Origin of the sequence: Actinacidiphila acididurans (assembly GCF_016918855.1) — a bacterium.
In the GTDB taxonomy this organism is placed as follows: Bacteria; Actinomycetota; Actinomycetes; order Streptomycetales; family Streptomycetaceae; genus Actinacidiphila; species Actinacidiphila acididurans.
This window is the reverse complement of sequence record NZ_JADKYB010000035.1, coordinates 47,826-61,623: the sequence shown is the minus strand read 5'-3', so window position 1 is coordinate 61,623 and position 13,798 is coordinate 47,826. Positions and strand designations below refer to the sequence as shown.

The window sequence follows — 13,798 nt, the reverse complement described above, 5'->3', positions numbered from 1 at the left end:
CCCGGGGGTTGGGGGAGGGGCGTCGGCGGGGGTCGGGGGGTTGTGAGGCCGGACACGGGGCCTGGAAGCACGGTTGGCGGACGTGGCACACTTGACGGCGTACCAAGTGACGTTCGCGCACTCCGGGGTCGGTGAAAATCCGAACCGGCGGTTACAGTCCGCGACCCGGCCGCATCCAGCGGCCGGTTGACCAGGTGAAATTCCTGGACCGACGGTGAAAGTCCGGATGGGAGGCAGTGCGCGGCGGGCGTTCACTCAAGGTGCGCCGCCGTTGGCGGGCCAGCAGCGCGAAGCGCGGGTCCCGCGGGGAAGGGCGGTTCACCGGAAGCACGCCCGCTGTCCCGAAGGCCCCGGAGTCCGTGCCCTATGAGGCAGGAGGACCCGGTGGCCACCGCCACGGAAACCGACGCGATGCGGCGCGCTGTCGCGCTGTCCGCCCGCGCCCTCGGCGACACCGCACCCAATCCCGTGGTCGGCTGTGTGATCCTCGACACCTCGGGCGCAGTGGTCGGCGAGGGCTGGCACCGGCGGGCCGGCGGCCCGCACGCCGAGGTGCACGCGCTGACCGCCGCAGGGCCGTTGGCCAGGGGCGGCACCGCCCTGGTGACCCTGGAGCCGTGCAACCACACCGGCCGGACCGGCCCGTGCGCGCAGGCCCTGATCGAGGCCGGCATCGCCCGCGTGGTGTTCGCCGTGGCCGACCCCAGCCCCACCGCGGCCGGCGGCGCCGCCACCCTGCGCGCCGCGGGCGTCGAGGTGGAGAGCGGGCTGCTGGCCGCCGAAGCGGAAGCGGTCAACGTCGCCTGGCTCACCTCGGCCCGCAAGGGCCGCCCCTTCGTGCGGTGGAAGTACGGCGCCACGCTCGACGGCCGGATCGCCGCCGCGGACGGCACCAGCCGCTGGATCACCTCCGCCGAGTCCCGCTCCGACGTGCACCGGCTGCGCGCGGAGGCCGACGCGGTGGTCGTCGGCTCCGGCACCCTGATCGCCGACGACCCGCACCTGGCGGTCCGCGGCATCGAGGGCGCCACCCAGCCGCTGCGGGTGGTGGTCGACACCCGGGCCCGTATCGCCCCCACCGCACCCGTCCTGGACGACACCGCTCCCACCCTGGTCGCGGTCGGCAAGGACGCCGACACCGCCCACCTGCCCGGCGTGGACACCGTCCGGTTGCCGTACGCGGCCGACGGCGCCGGGCTGGACATCTCCGCCCTGCTCGCCGAACTGCACGCCCGCGGGGTGCGCTCGGTGCTGCTGGAGGGCGGGCCCACCCTCGCCGGCGCCTTCGTGGCCGCCGGCGCGGTCGACACCGTCACCGCCTACCTCGCTCCGGCGCTGCTCGGCGCCGGGAAGGCGGCCCTGGCCGAGGCGGGCATCGGCACCATCGCCGACGCCCTGCGGCTGGACGTCACCGACGTCACCCGGCTGGGCCCCGACCTGCGCGTCACCGCCGTGCCCACCGTCCCCACCGCCACCGCTCCTGATGAGGAGAGCTGAAGTTGTTCACCGGAATCGTCGAAGAACTGGGTGAGATCACGGCCGTCGAGGACCTGGGCGACGCCTCCCGCTTCACCGTCCGCGGCCCGGTCGTGACCGAGGGCGCCAAGCACGGCGACTCCATCGCGGTCAACGGCGTGTGCCTGACCGTGGTGGACCTGGCCGACGGCGCCTTCACCGCCGACGTGATGGCCGAGACGCTCGACCGCTCCAGCCTGGGCGCGCTCGGCTCCGGCTCCCGGGTCAACCTGGAGCGCCCGATGGCCCTCGGCGGCCGGCTCGGCGGCCACCTCGTCCAGGGGCACGTGGACGGCACCGGGCAGGTGCTGGCCCGTACCCCCGCCGAGCACTGGGAGATCGTGAAGATCTCGCTGCCCGCCGCCCTGTCCCGCTACGTGGTCGAGAAGGGCTCGATCACCGTGGACGGGATCAGCCTCACCGTGGTGGAGGCGGGCGCCGATTACTTCACCGTCAGCCTCATCCCGACCACCCTCGCCCTGACCACGCTGGGCATCAAGCAGCCGGGCGACCCGGTCAACCTGGAAGTCGACGTGATCGCCAAGTACGTCGAGCGGATGCTCGGCGCCGGCGCGTCCGACACCCGGTCCGGCACGGCCCACCCCGGCGGTCGCGAGGCCGGTACCGCCTTCGGACTCGGCACCGCCGGGGCGGAGGCCGCGCGGTGACCGCACTGCACTGGCTGAACAGCGAGGCGTTCACCGCGGTCGGCCAGCACGTGATGTGGTCGGACATGATCGGCAACCTGCTGGGCCTGGCCGCCCTCGCGCTCGGCTGGCGGCGGGCGATGCTCACCTGGCCGGTCCAGCTGCTGTCCGGCGTCGTGCTGGTCGCCGCCTTCTGGTCCGCGCACCTGGGCGGCGGCGTCGGCAAGCAGTTCGTGGTGATCACCGTCGCCGTCTGGGGCTGGTTCCAGTGGCGCCGCGGCCGCACCACCCCGGCCGGCCGGGTCGGGATCCGGTTCGCCACCTGGCGCGAGCGGGCGGTGCTCGTCGCCGCCACGGGCCTGGGCACGGTCGCCGTCGCCTCGGTGTTCCTCACCTGGCCGGCGCTGTCCTGGAACCCGTGGCCGGACGCGTACATCTTCGTCGGCACGCTGGCCGCGATGGTCGCCCAGGCCCGCGGCTGGGTCGAGTTCTGGTTCGCCTGGCTCGCCGTCGACGTGGTGGGCGTCCCCCTCAACTTCCACAGCGGCCTGCCCTTCTCGGGCCTGGTCTACATCGTCTACTTCGTCCTGGTGATCGCCGGCATGTACGCGTGGTGGCAGCAGACCCGCACCACCGGCACAGGCACCGGCACCGGCCCCCGGGACACCGACCGCACCAACGGAGAACGCACCACCGCCGCAGGCACCGTCCGGGAGGGAGTGACGGCATGAGCGCCGTGACCGCAGTGCACGAGGAGTGGTACGAGGGCTACGACGACGGTCACGTCGGCTTCGACCCGGTCGAACGGGCCGTGGCGGCCATCGCCGCCGGCCGTCCCGTCGTGGTCGTGGACGACGAGGACCGGGAGAACGAGGGCGACCTGGTGGTCGCCGCCGAGCGGATCACCCCGGAGATCGTGGCCTTCATGATGTCCGAGTGCCGCGGGCTGATCTGCGTGCCCATGGAGGAGACCGAACTGGACCGGCTGGAGCTGCCGCAGATGGTGGCCGCCAACACCGAGTCCATGCGGACCGCCTTCACCGTCTCGGTGGACGCCGGCCCCGCGCACGGCGTGACCACCGGGATCTCGGCGGCCGACCGGGCCACCACCATCCGGCTGCTCACCGAGCCCGCCGCCACCGCCGGCGACTTCGTCCGGCCCGGCCACGTCTTCCCGCTGCGGGCCCGCTCCGGCGGAGTCCTGGTCCGCGCCGGCCACACCGAGGCCGGGGTGGACCTGGCCAAGCTGGCCGGGCTGCGGCCGGCCGCCGCGATCGTGGAGATCGCCCGCGAGGACGGCACCATGGCCCGGCTGCCCGACCTGATGACCTTCGCCCGCAAGCACGGCCTGCCGATCATCTCCATCGAGGACCTGATCGCCTACCGCCGCGACTCCGAGCCCACGGTCCGCCGCGAGGCCAGCACCACCCTGCCCACCGCGCACGGCGACTTCCGGGCGTACGGCTACCGCAGCACCGCCGACGGCGTGGAGCACATCGCCCTGGTGGCCGGTGACCTCGGCGACGGCCAGGACGTCCTGGTCCGGGTGCACTCCGAATGCCTGACCGGGGACGTGTTCGGCTCCCAGCGCTGCGACTGCGGGCCGCAGTTGCAGGAGGCGCTGCGCAAGGTGGCCGCCGAGGGCCGCGGCGTGGTGCTCTACCTGCGCGGGCACGAGGGCCGCGGCATCGGGCTGCTGTCCAAGCTGCGCGCCTACGAACTCCAGGAGCGCGGCCGCGACACCCTGGACGCCAACCTGGAACTCGGCCTGCCCGCCGACGCCCGCGACTACGGCGCCGCCGCCCGCATCCTGACCGACCTCGGGGTGCGTTCGCTGCGCCTGATGACCAACAACCCCGCCAAGACCCGCGCCCTGATCCGGCACGGCCTCGACGTCCTGGGCCGCGAGCCGATGCCGGTCGCCGCCGGCGAGCACAACCTGCGCTACCTGCGCACCAAGCGGGACCGGATGGGCCACGACCTGCCCTGGCTGGACGCGGCCGGGCAATGACGGCCGTACGACCGTACGACGACACGAACATCCGGCGGCCCGACCGTACGACCGGACCACGCATCGTCCACGTATCGAAACCCGAACCGAGACACGCACAGCACACGCACCGAGGAGAGAAGTGAGCGGTAAAGGCGCCCCCGAGCTGACCGTGAAGAACTGCGGCGACCTGCGGGTCGCGGTCATCGCGGCACAGTGGCACACCCAGGTGATGGACGGCCTGCTGGAAGGCGCCGCGCGCGCCCTGAAGGAGGCCGGCATCGAGGAGCCGACCGTGCTGCGGGTCCCGGGCAGCTTCGAACTGCCCGTCGTCGCCAAGGCGCTGGCCGGCCGCGGCTACGACGCGATCGTCGCCCTCGGGGTGATCATCCGCGGCGGCACGCCCCATTTCGAGTACGTTTCGCAGGGCGTCACCGCCGGGCTGACCCAGGTCGCCGTGGAGAGCGGGGTGCCGGTCGGCTTCGGCATCCTCACCTGCGACACCGAGGAGCAGGCGCTGGACCGGGCCGGGCTGCCGGGCTCCCGCGAGGACAAGGGCCACGAGGCGGTGACGGCCGCGGTGATAACCGCCGCCACCCTGCGCTCGGTATCCGAACCGTGGCGGTGAGCGGCGCGCGGTTCCCCGTACCCTAGGACCACCATGGCCAACAAGACATTCGAGGAGCTCTTCACCGAGCTCCAGCACAAGGCTGCCACCGGCGACCCCAGCACCTCGCGCACCGCCGAACTCGTCGGCAAGGGCGTCCACGCGATCGGCAAGAAGGTGGTGGAGGAGGCCGCCGAGGTGTGGATGGCCGCCGAGTACGAGGGCGCCGCCGCCACCGCCGAGGAGATCTCCCAGCTCCTGTACCACGTCCAGGTGATGATGGTGGCCCGCGGCATCTCGCTGGCCGACGTCTACGCCCACCTGTAATCCGCCCGACCCGACCCGTTCCCGCGACCCCGGTACCGTCCGTACCCGTGCTGCCCCGGCACCACCAGCTCCCGAGAGAAGGAAGCCGTTCCATGCTGCGCATCGCCGTCCCCAACAAGGGCTCCCTGTCCGCACCGGCGGCGGCCATGCTGCATGAGGCCGGCTACCGGCAGCGCAAGGAGTCCAAGGAACTGGTGATGGTGGACAGCGACAACGGCGTGGAGTTCTTCTACCTGCGCCCCCGCGACATCGCCATCTACGTCAGCTCCGGCCGGCTGGACATCGGCATCACCGGGCGCGACCTGCTGCTGGACTCCGGGGCCGGTGCCGAGGAGATCATGCAGCTCGGCTTCGCCCGCTCCACCTTCCGCTACGCCGGCCGGCCCGGAGTCGCGCTGACCGTCGGCGACCTGGCCGGGATGACGGTGGCCACCTCGTACGAGGGCGTGGTCGAGAAGCACCTGGCCGACCACGGCGTGGACGCCTCGGTGGTGCACTTGGACGGCGCGGTGGAGACCGCGGTCAAGCTCGGCGTCGCCCAGGTGATCGCCGACGTGGTGGAGACCGGCACCTCGCTGCGCAACGCCGGCCTGGAGACCTTCGGCGAGCCGATCATGGAGTCCGAGGCCGTGGTGATCCGCCGCACCGGCGCCGACCCCGAGGAGCCCAAGGTCCAGCAGTTCCTGCGCCGCCTTCAGGGCGTCCTGGTCGCCCGGCGGTACGTGATGATGGACTACGACATCCGCGCCGAGCACGTCGAGAAGGCCGTCGCCCTGACCCCCGGCCTGGAGTCGCCCACCGTCTCCCCACTGCACCACGAGGGCTGGGTCGCGGTACGCGCCATGGTCCCCACCAGCGACGCCCAGCGGATCATGGACGAGCTGTACGACCTGGGCGCGCGCGCCATCCTGACCACCGGCATCCACGCCGCCCGCCTGTGATGCCGGACACCGGCGAGGCCCGGCCGCCGGCCGGGCCGCTGCCCGTGACCTTCCGCCCGGCGGTCACCCGCGCGGTGCTGCTCACCATGGCCACCGCGCTGTTCGTTACGCTCACCACGGTCGCCGTCCTCATGCCCGAGGACGGCGCGGCGCCGTGGAGCACCGGCGACCGGGCCACCGTCTCGGTCACCGCCGCGCTGATCTCCGCGGTGCTGGTGCTGCTGGCCCGCCCCAAGGCGGTCGCCGACGCCGACGGCCTCACCGTGGTCAACCTCACCGTCAAGCGGCGGCTGTCCTGGGCACAAGTGGTCCGGGTGAACCTGCGGGTGGGCGACGCCTGGGTGCACCTGGACCTGGCCGACGGCTCCACCCTGGCGGTCATGGCGATCCAGCCGGGCATCGCCCGCCACCGGGCGCTGCGGGACGCCCGACGCCTGCGTGACCTGGCCCAGACCCTGGGCGAGGCACGTGATCCTTCGCCGCTGCGGCCGGAATGACTACCCTGGACCGGAGCGGCGCTCACCGCGCCCGCCCCGCACCAGTTCGGCCGCACGCACCACGCGGCAACCGGAACGCCGCGGGGCCCCGACCGACCGAGGAGTGACACCGACACCCCGATGGGCGAATCGTCCGGTAGTACCTGCGCCGCCCCTCCCCGACATCCGGGAGAGGCGGCATCGTGAGAACCTCCCTGCTGCTCCTCGCAGCCGCCTTCGTACTGATCCTCGCCAACGGCTTCTTCGTCGCCGCCGAATTCGGCCTGGTGACCGTGGAACGCCCCGCCGCCGAACGCGCCGCCGCCGAGGGCGACAAACGCGCCCGCACCGTGGTGGCCGCCCTGCGCAGGCTCTCCTTCCAGCTCTCCGGCACCCAGCTCGGCATCACCATCACCTCGCTGGTGGTGGGCATGCTCGCCGAGCCCGCGCTCGGCAAGGTGCTCACCGGGCCGCTGCGGTCGGCCGGCGTGCCGCACGGCGCCGCCCCCGGCATCGCGGTGGTCGTCGGCATGATGGTGGCCTCCGGCGTGCAGATGGTCGTCGGCGAGCTGGTCCCCAAGAACTGGGCCGTCTCCCGGCCGCTGGCCGTCGCCAAGGTCGTCGCCGGCCCGCAGCACACCTTCTCCCGCGCCTTCGGCCCGGTGATCGACCTGCTCAACCGGACCGCCAACCGGCTGGTCCGGCTGCTGGGCGTGGAGCCCGCCGACGAACTGGCCTCCGCCCGCACCCCCACCGAGCTGGTCTCGCTGGCCCGCCACTCGGCGATGGCCGGCGCCCTGGAACAGGACACCGCCGATCTGTTCGTCCGTACGCTCTCGCTGGGCGACCTCACCGCGGAGAACGTGATGACCCCCCGGGTCCGGGTCAGCGCGCTGGAGGACACCGCCACCGCCGCCGACGTCCTGAACCTCACCCGCGCCACCGGGCTGTCCCGTTTCCCCGTCTACCGGGAGCGGCTGGACGACATCACCGGCATGGTGCACCTCAAGGACGCCCTCGCCGTCCCCGCCGACCAGCGCGACCGCACCCCGGCCGGCCGGATCGCGGTGCCGCCGCTGCTGGTCCCCGAGACACTGCCCGGCCGCCGGCTGCTGGAACTGCTGCGCAGCCAGCAGCCCATAGCCGTCGTGGTCGACGAGTACGGCGGCACGGCCGGCGTGGTCACCCTCGAGGACATCGTCGAGGAACTGGTCGGCGAGGTCCGCGACGAGCACGACGCCGTCGACCTGCCCGAACTGGCCGCCGCCCCGGCCGAGAACGGCCACCCGGCCTGGGACGCCGACGGCGGCAGCCGCGTCGACACCCTGTCCCGGATCGGCCTGATCGTGCCCGAGGGCCCGTACGAGACGGTGGCCGGCCTGGTCGCCGACCTGCTGGCCCGCATCCCCGAGACCGGCGACACCACCGAACTGCCCGGCTGGCTGCTGCGGGTCGAGGAGGTCGGCCACCACCGCGCCGAACGGGTACGGATCGTGCGTACCGGACCGGCGGCGGGGGAGGAGACCCCGCGATGAGCGCACTCCAACTGCTGTTCGCGATCCTGCTGGTGTTCGGCAACGGCTTCTTCGTCGGCGCCGAGTTCGCCCTGGTCTCGGTGCGCCGCAGCCAGATCGAACCGCTCGCCGAAAGCCAGCGCCGGGCCCGTACCGTCCTCCACGGCCTCGAAAACCTGCCGCAGATGATGGCCGCCGCCCAGTTCGGCGTCACCGTCTGCTCACTGACCCTGGGCGCCGTGGCCGAGCCGACCGTGGCGCACCTGCTGGAACCGGTGTTCTCCGCCGCGCACGTCCCCGACGGCCTGGTGCACCCCATCGGGTACGTCATCGCGCTCGCGCTGGTGGTGTCCCTGCACCTGGTGGTCGGCGAGCTGGTGCCGAAGAACCTGGCGATGGCCGACCCGGAGAAGACCGCGCTGTGGCTCAGCCCCGGCCTGGTCGGCTTCGCCCGCATCTTCCGGCCGGTGATCGTGGTGCTGGGCGCCGCCGCCCGGCTGATCCTGCGGGCCTTCCGGGTCGAGCCCAAGGACGAGGTGGACGCGGTGTTCACCAGCGCCGAACTGACCGTCCTGGTCGAGGACGCCCGGCAGGCGGGCCTTCTGGACCTCGACGAGCAGGAACGCCTGGAGGACGCCCTCGAGCTGGGCACCCGCCCGGTCACCGAGGTCCTCCTCACCCCCGGCGAACTCGTCACCCTCGACCCCGGCGCCACCCCGCGCGAGGTCGAGGAGCTCACGGTACGCACCGGCTACTCCCGCTTCCCCGTCGCAGCCCCCGCCCCCGACGGGCCCGGCTACCTCGGCTACCTCCACGTCAAGGACGTCCTCGACGTGGAGGACCTCGACCGCCCGGTGCCCCAGCGCCTGTGGCGGCCCATCACCACCCTGCGGGCCGACCTCCCCCTCGACGACGCCCTCACGGCGATGCGCCGCACCGCCTCCCACCTCGCCGCCGTCGCCGACCCCTCCGGCCGCGTCCTCGGCCTGGTCGCCCTCGAAGACGTCCTCGAAATGCTCGTCGGCGAGGTCAGGGACCCCGCCCACCGGGACCCGGAAGTCCCCGCCCCCGCCTCCGAGGTCGACCCGGGAGAGCTTGTGCGGTGACCTCGCAGGGGCGCGGGGAACTGCGCGCTCAGCCTCATTCCGTGGCGCGGGTCGCCACCGGCCCGAAGGGGCAGTTGCTGTCGCATCCGGACCACCGGCAGTGGGTGGTTGCTCGCGCCCACGCGGCGCCAGCCGCATATCAACTACAGCCCCGCGCCCCTGAGGGGAGCCGTACTTCCTCAAGTCCAAGTCATTCAGAGGGGTCCGGGGCCTGCGGCCCCGGCCCGCGCCCGGAAAGAACCTCTCCGTACGCCTGCATGAGGTCGGGCAACCTCAAGGTCGAGAGTTCGCCGCGGCTCGGAGCGGCGGGGTACTCCGAGAGGCGAAGGTCACGGTAGGCGCAGCTCTTTTCGTAGAGGGTGCGCAGGAGGCGACCGTTGCCGAGCTCGTCGATCCAGCCCTGCTCGACGACGTGACCGCTGATGGCGTGAAGCTCTTCCAGGGCCTCGTCGTCCCAGTGATCACCGTTCTCGGCGGCGAGGACCTGGCCGATGGCGGCGAGTTCGGCCGGGCGGTAGCTGGGGAAGTCGACGCGGGTGGTGAAGCGGGAGCTGAGCCCGGGGTTGGCGGCGAGGAGGCGGTCCATGCCCTCGGGGTAACCCGCGAGGATGACCACGAGGCGGTCCCGGTTGTCCTCGGCCCGCTTCAGGAGGACCTGGAGCGCCTCGTCGCCGTAGGCGTCGCCCTTGCTGTAGCCGGAGTTGGACAGCGCGTACGCCTCGTCCACGAAGAGGACGCCGCCCAGGGCGGAGTCGATCAGTTCGTTGGCCTTGACCGCGGTCTGGCCCAGGAACTCGCCGACCAGGTCGGAGCGCTGGGCCTCCACGAGGTGGTCGCCGCCGAGCAGGCCGAGCGCGTAGAAGACCCGGCCGAGGATGCGGGCCACGGTGGTCTTGCCGGTGCCGGAGGGGCCGGAGAAGACGAAGTGCCGCTTGGGCGGCTGCACCGGAAGGCCCTGGCCGGCGCGCAGCCGGGCCATCCGCAGCTGCGCCGACAGGGCCCGTACCTGCCGCTTGACCGGCTCCAGGCCGACCATCCGGTCGAGTTCGGCCAGTGCCTGGGAGAGCAGGAGCGGGTCGGCGCCGCCCATCGGGAAACGGTCGGCCTGCCCGGCGGACGGCACCGACCGGTCGCGTATGCCGTCGTCCGGCGGACCGCCGGTCAGCAGCGGCTCGTCCGGGTCGGGGCCGCCGGGGCCGGTGACGGGACCGGGGTCGGGCAGCAGTTCGAGGTCGGCGCCGCCCTCGGGGACGGCCAGCCCGGTGCCGGCCATCGGTACGGCCGCCAGGCTCACGCCCTCGTCCAGGCCGTCGTCGGTCTCGTGGATCGCGGCGAGCCGGGCCGCGGTGTCCATGAACGCCGGGTCCACCCGGTGCACCGCGCGGTACAGCGGCACCGCGGCGGCGGTGCGGCCGGTGCCCTCGTACGCGCGGGCCAGCCAGTAGCGCAGCTCCTTGCGCTGCGGCTGCTCGCTGCGACAGCGCATCAGGGCGGCGGCCAGCAGCGGTTCGGCCTGGCCGAACATCTCCAGCCGGACCCGGGCCATGCCGCCGAACAGGCCGGCCTCGATGCCGAGCACGGTGTCGCCCAGCAGCGGCTCGGTGTGCCGGACCAACTGCTCCCAGTCCTTGACCAGATACGCGCGACAGGCGTGCAGGAAACGCACCTGCGGGTCGGTGTCTATGGGCGGGCAGTCGGCCAGCGCCCGGTCCAGCTCGGCGACATGGCGGCCGTCCAGCCAGTGCGAGGCATGCGCCAACAGCAGGTCGCGGGTGGTCTCCAGCACCGGCTGCACCCACCAGCCCAGCCAGTACCAGGAGTTGAGGGTACGGCGGTGGCTGGCACGCTGTTCGCCGAAGCGGTCGCGGTGCCGGTACATCTGGAGCAGCGCGGTGGCGGTGTCCGCGCGCAGCGCGTGCAGGCCCAGCCACGCGTCGGCCATCCCGGGGTCCATCCGCACCGCGGACCGGAACTCCTCCTCGGCCTGCGCGTAGGCGCCCACGGTGTAGGCGTCCACCCCGCGCATCCAGGCGAGATCGGCCGGGGAGCCCGGGCGGTCGGTGCCGAAGTCCATCAAGTCCCCACCCATCCGTCCCCGCCGCACCTGCTCACTCGCTCCAACCCGGTTGTGCCGGGCAGGAGTTGGGACGGCCGGAGGTTTCCCCAGGCCCGCACCGCGCCGCCCTTTCGCATCGTACCCGTGATGTTGGGATCACCGTAGGGTGCCGTGAGATGCGCGATGCCGCAGCGCCTCGGTACGCGCGGGCGGCGTACGCCGGGAGCGCGGGAACGTACGGGCGCGAGCCTGTGACGGTGGGTGATCGCCGGAGTGGTCCTGATCGGGGCATTCCGGTCACCCGGACAGGACGGAGCCCCCGGTCACGGGGGAACAACCGGGGGCTCCGTGTCTGTGCGGCGGCCAGAGCGACCGCTTGGTTGAAAACGTAATTGCTGGATACCCGGCCGGTCAAGCGGTGTTGGCGCACACGGATCGGCCCGGGCGCCCCGACCGCGCCCCGCCGCCGGGCCGTCACTGAGGGTGCTCGAACCGGGCCTTCGCGGTGCGGGCCGCGGGCCCGGGGCCGGCCCGGTAGCCGAGCGGCGTCTGGTGCACCAGCAGATCCGCGTACGGCCGGCTGGGATCCGCGGCGAAGTGCGCGTCCTCGGCGCGGGTCCAGCCGGTCCAGAAGTGCGCCAGCTCCTCCCCGTCCCGGGCCAGCCCCCGGCGGTGCGCGATGGCCGGCTCGACCTCCAGCCACAGCAGCAGCGACAGGTGCGGGCGCACCGCCGCCCGGCCGGTGCCCACCCCCTCCAGCAGGACCACCGGAGCCGGCCGGATCTCCCGGGTGCCGCGGAAACGGCGCTCGGTCCAGTCGTACGTCGCATGCACCGCCGGCTCGCCGCGCGCCAGCGGCGCGAGCACCTGCTCCGCCAGCCGGGTGGTCCAGCCGAACGGCTCCCGGTGCGTGGCCAGGTCGTCCATGTGCACCACCGGCGCGCCCCCCAGCTCCGTGGCCAGACTCGCGGCCAGCGTTGTCTTGCCCGCCCCCGCGTGCCCGTCCACCGCCACCAGCCGCACGCCCCCGCACGTCGGCTCCAGCCCCGGCAGCAGCTCCGCGAGCCGGCTCAGCGTGATCTCGTCCATGCCGGCGAGCGTACGGCGACGAATGGGGGCTCGCCCGGAGCGCCCCCGTAGGGGCGGTGCCCTCGGGGAGCGGGGCGACCCGGGAATACCAAGGGGCGCGGGGAACTGCGCGAGGACCACCCACGACCGTTGATCCGGAGCCGACAGCAACCACTCCTTCGAGTCGGCACCAACCCGTACCCGGGCAGACCCCCAGGCAACGTCAGGTGCGACACCACGGCCGGCCCATTACCGTAAGCGAGGTGACCCACATCAAAGAGCCCGCCGCAGGCGACCTGTTCCCGCCCGAGCGTGTGGAAACGGCCCGGAACGCCGTCGAGGCGGCCGGCCTCGACGCCCTGCTGGTGACCCCGGGCGCGGACCTGCGCTACCTGACGGGCTACCAGGCCATGCCCCTGGAGCGGCTGACCTGCCTGGTCGTGCCGGCAAGGGGCGAACCGTTCCTCGTGGTCCCGGCCCTGGAGAAACCGGCCGCCGAGGCCTCCCCGGCCGGCGCCCTCGGCATCGAGATCACCGCCTTCGCCGAGACCGACGACGCGTACGAGCTGATCGCGCGCCGGCTGCCGCCCGGCACCCGGCGCTTCGCGGTGGACAACCACATGTGGGCCGAGAAGCTGCTGGCCTTCCAGGACGCGCTGCCCGGCGCCCAGGCCGGGCTGGCCGGTGACGTGCTGTCCGTGCTGCGGATGCGCAAGAGCGCGGCGGAGGTGGCCGCGCTGCGCCGGGCGGGCGAGGCCATCGACCGGGTGCACCGCAGGATGGGGGAGTGGCTGCGGCCCGGCCGCACCGAGCGCGAGGTCGCCAGGGACATCGCCGACGCCATCGTCGAGGCCGGCCACGCGCAGGTCGACTTCGTCATCGTCGGCTCCGGCCCGAACGGCGCGAGCCCGCACCACGAGGTGTCCGACCGGGTGATCCGGACCGGCGACCCGGTGGTGGTCGACATCGGCGGCACCACCGCGGAGGGCTACTGCTCGGACTCCACCCGCGTGTACGCGGTGGGCGAGCCGCCGGCCGCCTTCCGCGAGCTGTACGAGGTGCTGCTGCACGCCCAGACCGCGCAGACGGACGCGATCCGGCCCGGGATCACCGCCGAGGAACTGGACGCGGTCGGCCGGGACGTCATCGCGGCCGCCGGCTACGGCGAGCACTTCATCCACCGCACCGGCCACGGCATCGGCCTGGAGTCGCACGAGGAGCCGTACATCGTGGCCGGGAGCAAGCGGGCCCTGGAACCGGGCATGGCGTTCTCGGTGGAGCCGGGGATCTATCTGCCCGGCAGCTTCGGCGCCCGCATCGAGGACATCGCGGTCTGCACCGAAGACGGCGGCGAGCGGCTCAACCTGACAGGGCGTGACCTGGTGGTTCTCCCGGGTTGACCGCCAGTGGACCAGACCAATATTGGTCCGCGGCACGAGCCCGGAAACCCTGGTGGAAACGCCCGGTGAACTGCGATCGTGGTGCGCACCCGCCCGGCCTCACGAGGGCGCGGGCGGGGCTCGACCTGTCCGCGCCCCGTGGCCACGTCCC

Annotated in this window: 13 protein-coding genes and 1 riboswitch; of the genes, 11 read left to right on the top strand and 2 right to left on the bottom strand. The window is 73.3% G+C overall.

Annotated elements, in window-relative coordinates; translation table 11 throughout:
- Window positions 1–113: 113 nt before the first annotated feature.
- Window positions 114–244, top strand: a riboswitch (FMN riboswitch).
- A gap of 167 nt (window positions 245–411) precedes the next feature.
- The 10 genes from ribD to ITX44_RS38520 all read left to right on the top strand — a co-directional run bounded on the left by ribD (window position 412) and on the right by ITX44_RS38520 (window position 9,123).
- Window positions 412–1,497, top strand: a complete 1,086-nt coding sequence (ribD, locus tag ITX44_RS38565) for a bifunctional diaminohydroxyphosphoribosylaminopyrimidine deaminase/5-amino-6-(5-phosphoribosylamino)uracil reductase RibD (RefSeq protein WP_236062434.1) — start codon at window positions 412–414, stop codon at window positions 1,495–1,497.
- Window positions 1,498–1,499: 2 nt separating this feature from the next.
- Complete coding sequence (locus ITX44_RS38560; protein WP_205364267.1) at window positions 1,500–2,183, top strand: riboflavin synthase; 684 nt, start codon at window positions 1,500–1,502, stop codon at window positions 2,181–2,183.
- Window positions 2,180–2,893, top strand: a complete 714-nt coding sequence (locus ITX44_RS38555) for a nicotinamide mononucleotide transporter family protein (protein ID WP_205364265.1) — start codon at window positions 2,180–2,182, stop codon at window positions 2,891–2,893. The genes ITX44_RS38560 and ITX44_RS38555 overlap by 4 nt, the downstream gene beginning before the upstream one ends.
- A gap of 5 nt (window positions 2,894–2,898) precedes the next feature.
- A complete protein-coding gene (locus ITX44_RS38550) occupies window positions 2,899–4,173 on the top strand; it encodes a bifunctional 3,4-dihydroxy-2-butanone-4-phosphate synthase/GTP cyclohydrolase II (RefSeq protein WP_372441097.1) in 1,275 nt (424 codons plus the stop codon).
- Between the two features lie 121 nt (window positions 4,174–4,294).
- Window positions 4,295–4,780, top strand: coding sequence for a 6,7-dimethyl-8-ribityllumazine synthase (gene ribH, locus ITX44_RS38545; RefSeq protein ID WP_205364261.1), 486 nt, complete (start codon window positions 4,295–4,297; stop codon window positions 4,778–4,780).
- Window positions 4,781–4,813: 33 nt separating this feature from the next.
- Window positions 4,814–5,086, top strand: a complete 273-nt coding sequence (locus tag ITX44_RS38540) for a phosphoribosyl-ATP diphosphatase (RefSeq protein WP_205364259.1) — start codon at window positions 4,814–4,816, stop codon at window positions 5,084–5,086.
- Between the two features lie 92 nt (window positions 5,087–5,178).
- The gene (gene hisG / locus ITX44_RS38535; protein ID WP_205364257.1) at window positions 5,179–6,027 is read left to right on the top strand and encodes an ATP phosphoribosyltransferase; all 849 of its coding nucleotides are present in this window, start codon (window positions 5,179–5,181) and stop codon (window positions 6,025–6,027) included.
- Window positions 6,027–6,524: a PH domain-containing protein gene (locus tag ITX44_RS38530; RefSeq protein WP_205364256.1), complete on the top strand. Its 498-nt coding sequence runs from the start codon at window positions 6,027–6,029 to the stop codon at window positions 6,522–6,524. Before hisG ends, ITX44_RS38530 begins: the two co-directional genes overlap by 1 nt.
- Window positions 6,525–6,706: 182 nt before the next feature.
- Window positions 6,707–8,038 (top strand): hemolysin family protein, encoded by a 1,332-nt coding sequence (locus ITX44_RS38525; RefSeq protein WP_205364254.1) that lies wholly within the window; start codon window positions 6,707–6,709, stop codon window positions 8,036–8,038.
- Window positions 8,035–9,123 (top strand): hemolysin family protein, encoded by a 1,089-nt coding sequence (locus ITX44_RS38520; protein ID WP_205364251.1) that lies wholly within the window; start codon window positions 8,035–8,037, stop codon window positions 9,121–9,123. Before ITX44_RS38525 ends, ITX44_RS38520 begins: the two co-directional genes overlap by 4 nt.
- Before the next feature lie 190 nt (window positions 9,124–9,313).
- Here the strand turns inward: ITX44_RS38520 and ITX44_RS38515 are convergent, their stop codons facing one another.
- Together ITX44_RS38515 and ITX44_RS38510 are read right to left on the bottom strand one after the other, a co-directional pair.
- Window positions 9,314–11,197: an AAA family ATPase gene (locus ITX44_RS38515; RefSeq protein WP_205364284.1), complete on the bottom strand. Its 1,884-nt coding sequence runs from the start codon at window positions 11,195–11,197 to the stop codon at window positions 9,314–9,316.
- Between the two features lie 456 nt (window positions 11,198–11,653).
- A complete protein-coding gene (locus ITX44_RS38510; RefSeq protein WP_205364249.1) occupies window positions 11,654–12,268 on the bottom strand; it encodes a uridine kinase family protein in 615 nt (204 codons plus the stop codon).
- 242 nt (window positions 12,269–12,510) lie between these two features.
- Here ITX44_RS38510 and ITX44_RS38505 point away from each other — a divergent pair, with 242 nt between their 5' ends.
- Entirely contained in the window at window positions 12,511–13,647 is a 1,137-nt protein-coding gene (locus ITX44_RS38505; protein WP_205364248.1) for a M24 family metallopeptidase, read from the top strand.
- The last annotated feature ends 151 nt before the right edge of the window (window positions 13,648–13,798 follow it).

Bases quoted from the DNA above. Each gene is read 5' to 3' on its own strand.
- ribD (WP_236062434.1), top strand. From the start codon at position 412: ATGCGGCGCGCTGTCGCGCTGTCCGCCCGCGCCCTCGGCGACACCGCA.
- ITX44_RS38540 (WP_205364259.1), top strand. From the start codon at position 4,814: ATGGCCAACAAGACATTCGAGGAGCTCTTCACCGAGCTCCAGCACAAG.
- hisG (WP_205364257.1), top strand. From the start codon at position 5,179: ATGCTGCGCATCGCCGTCCCCAACAAGGGCTCCCTGTCCGCACCGGCG.
- ITX44_RS38530 (WP_205364256.1), top strand. From the start codon at position 6,027: ATGCCGGACACCGGCGAGGCCCGGCCGCCGGCCGGGCCGCTGCCCGTG.
- ITX44_RS38520 (WP_205364251.1), top strand. From the start codon at position 8,035: ATGAGCGCACTCCAACTGCTGTTCGCGATCCTGCTGGTGTTCGGCAAC.
- ITX44_RS38515 (WP_205364284.1), bottom strand. From the start codon at position 11,197: ATGGACTTCGGCACCGACCGCCCGGGCTCCCCGGCCGATCTCGCCTGG.
- ITX44_RS38510 (WP_205364249.1), bottom strand. From the start codon at position 12,268: ATGGACGAGATCACGCTGAGCCGGCTCGCGGAGCTGCTGCCGGGGCTG.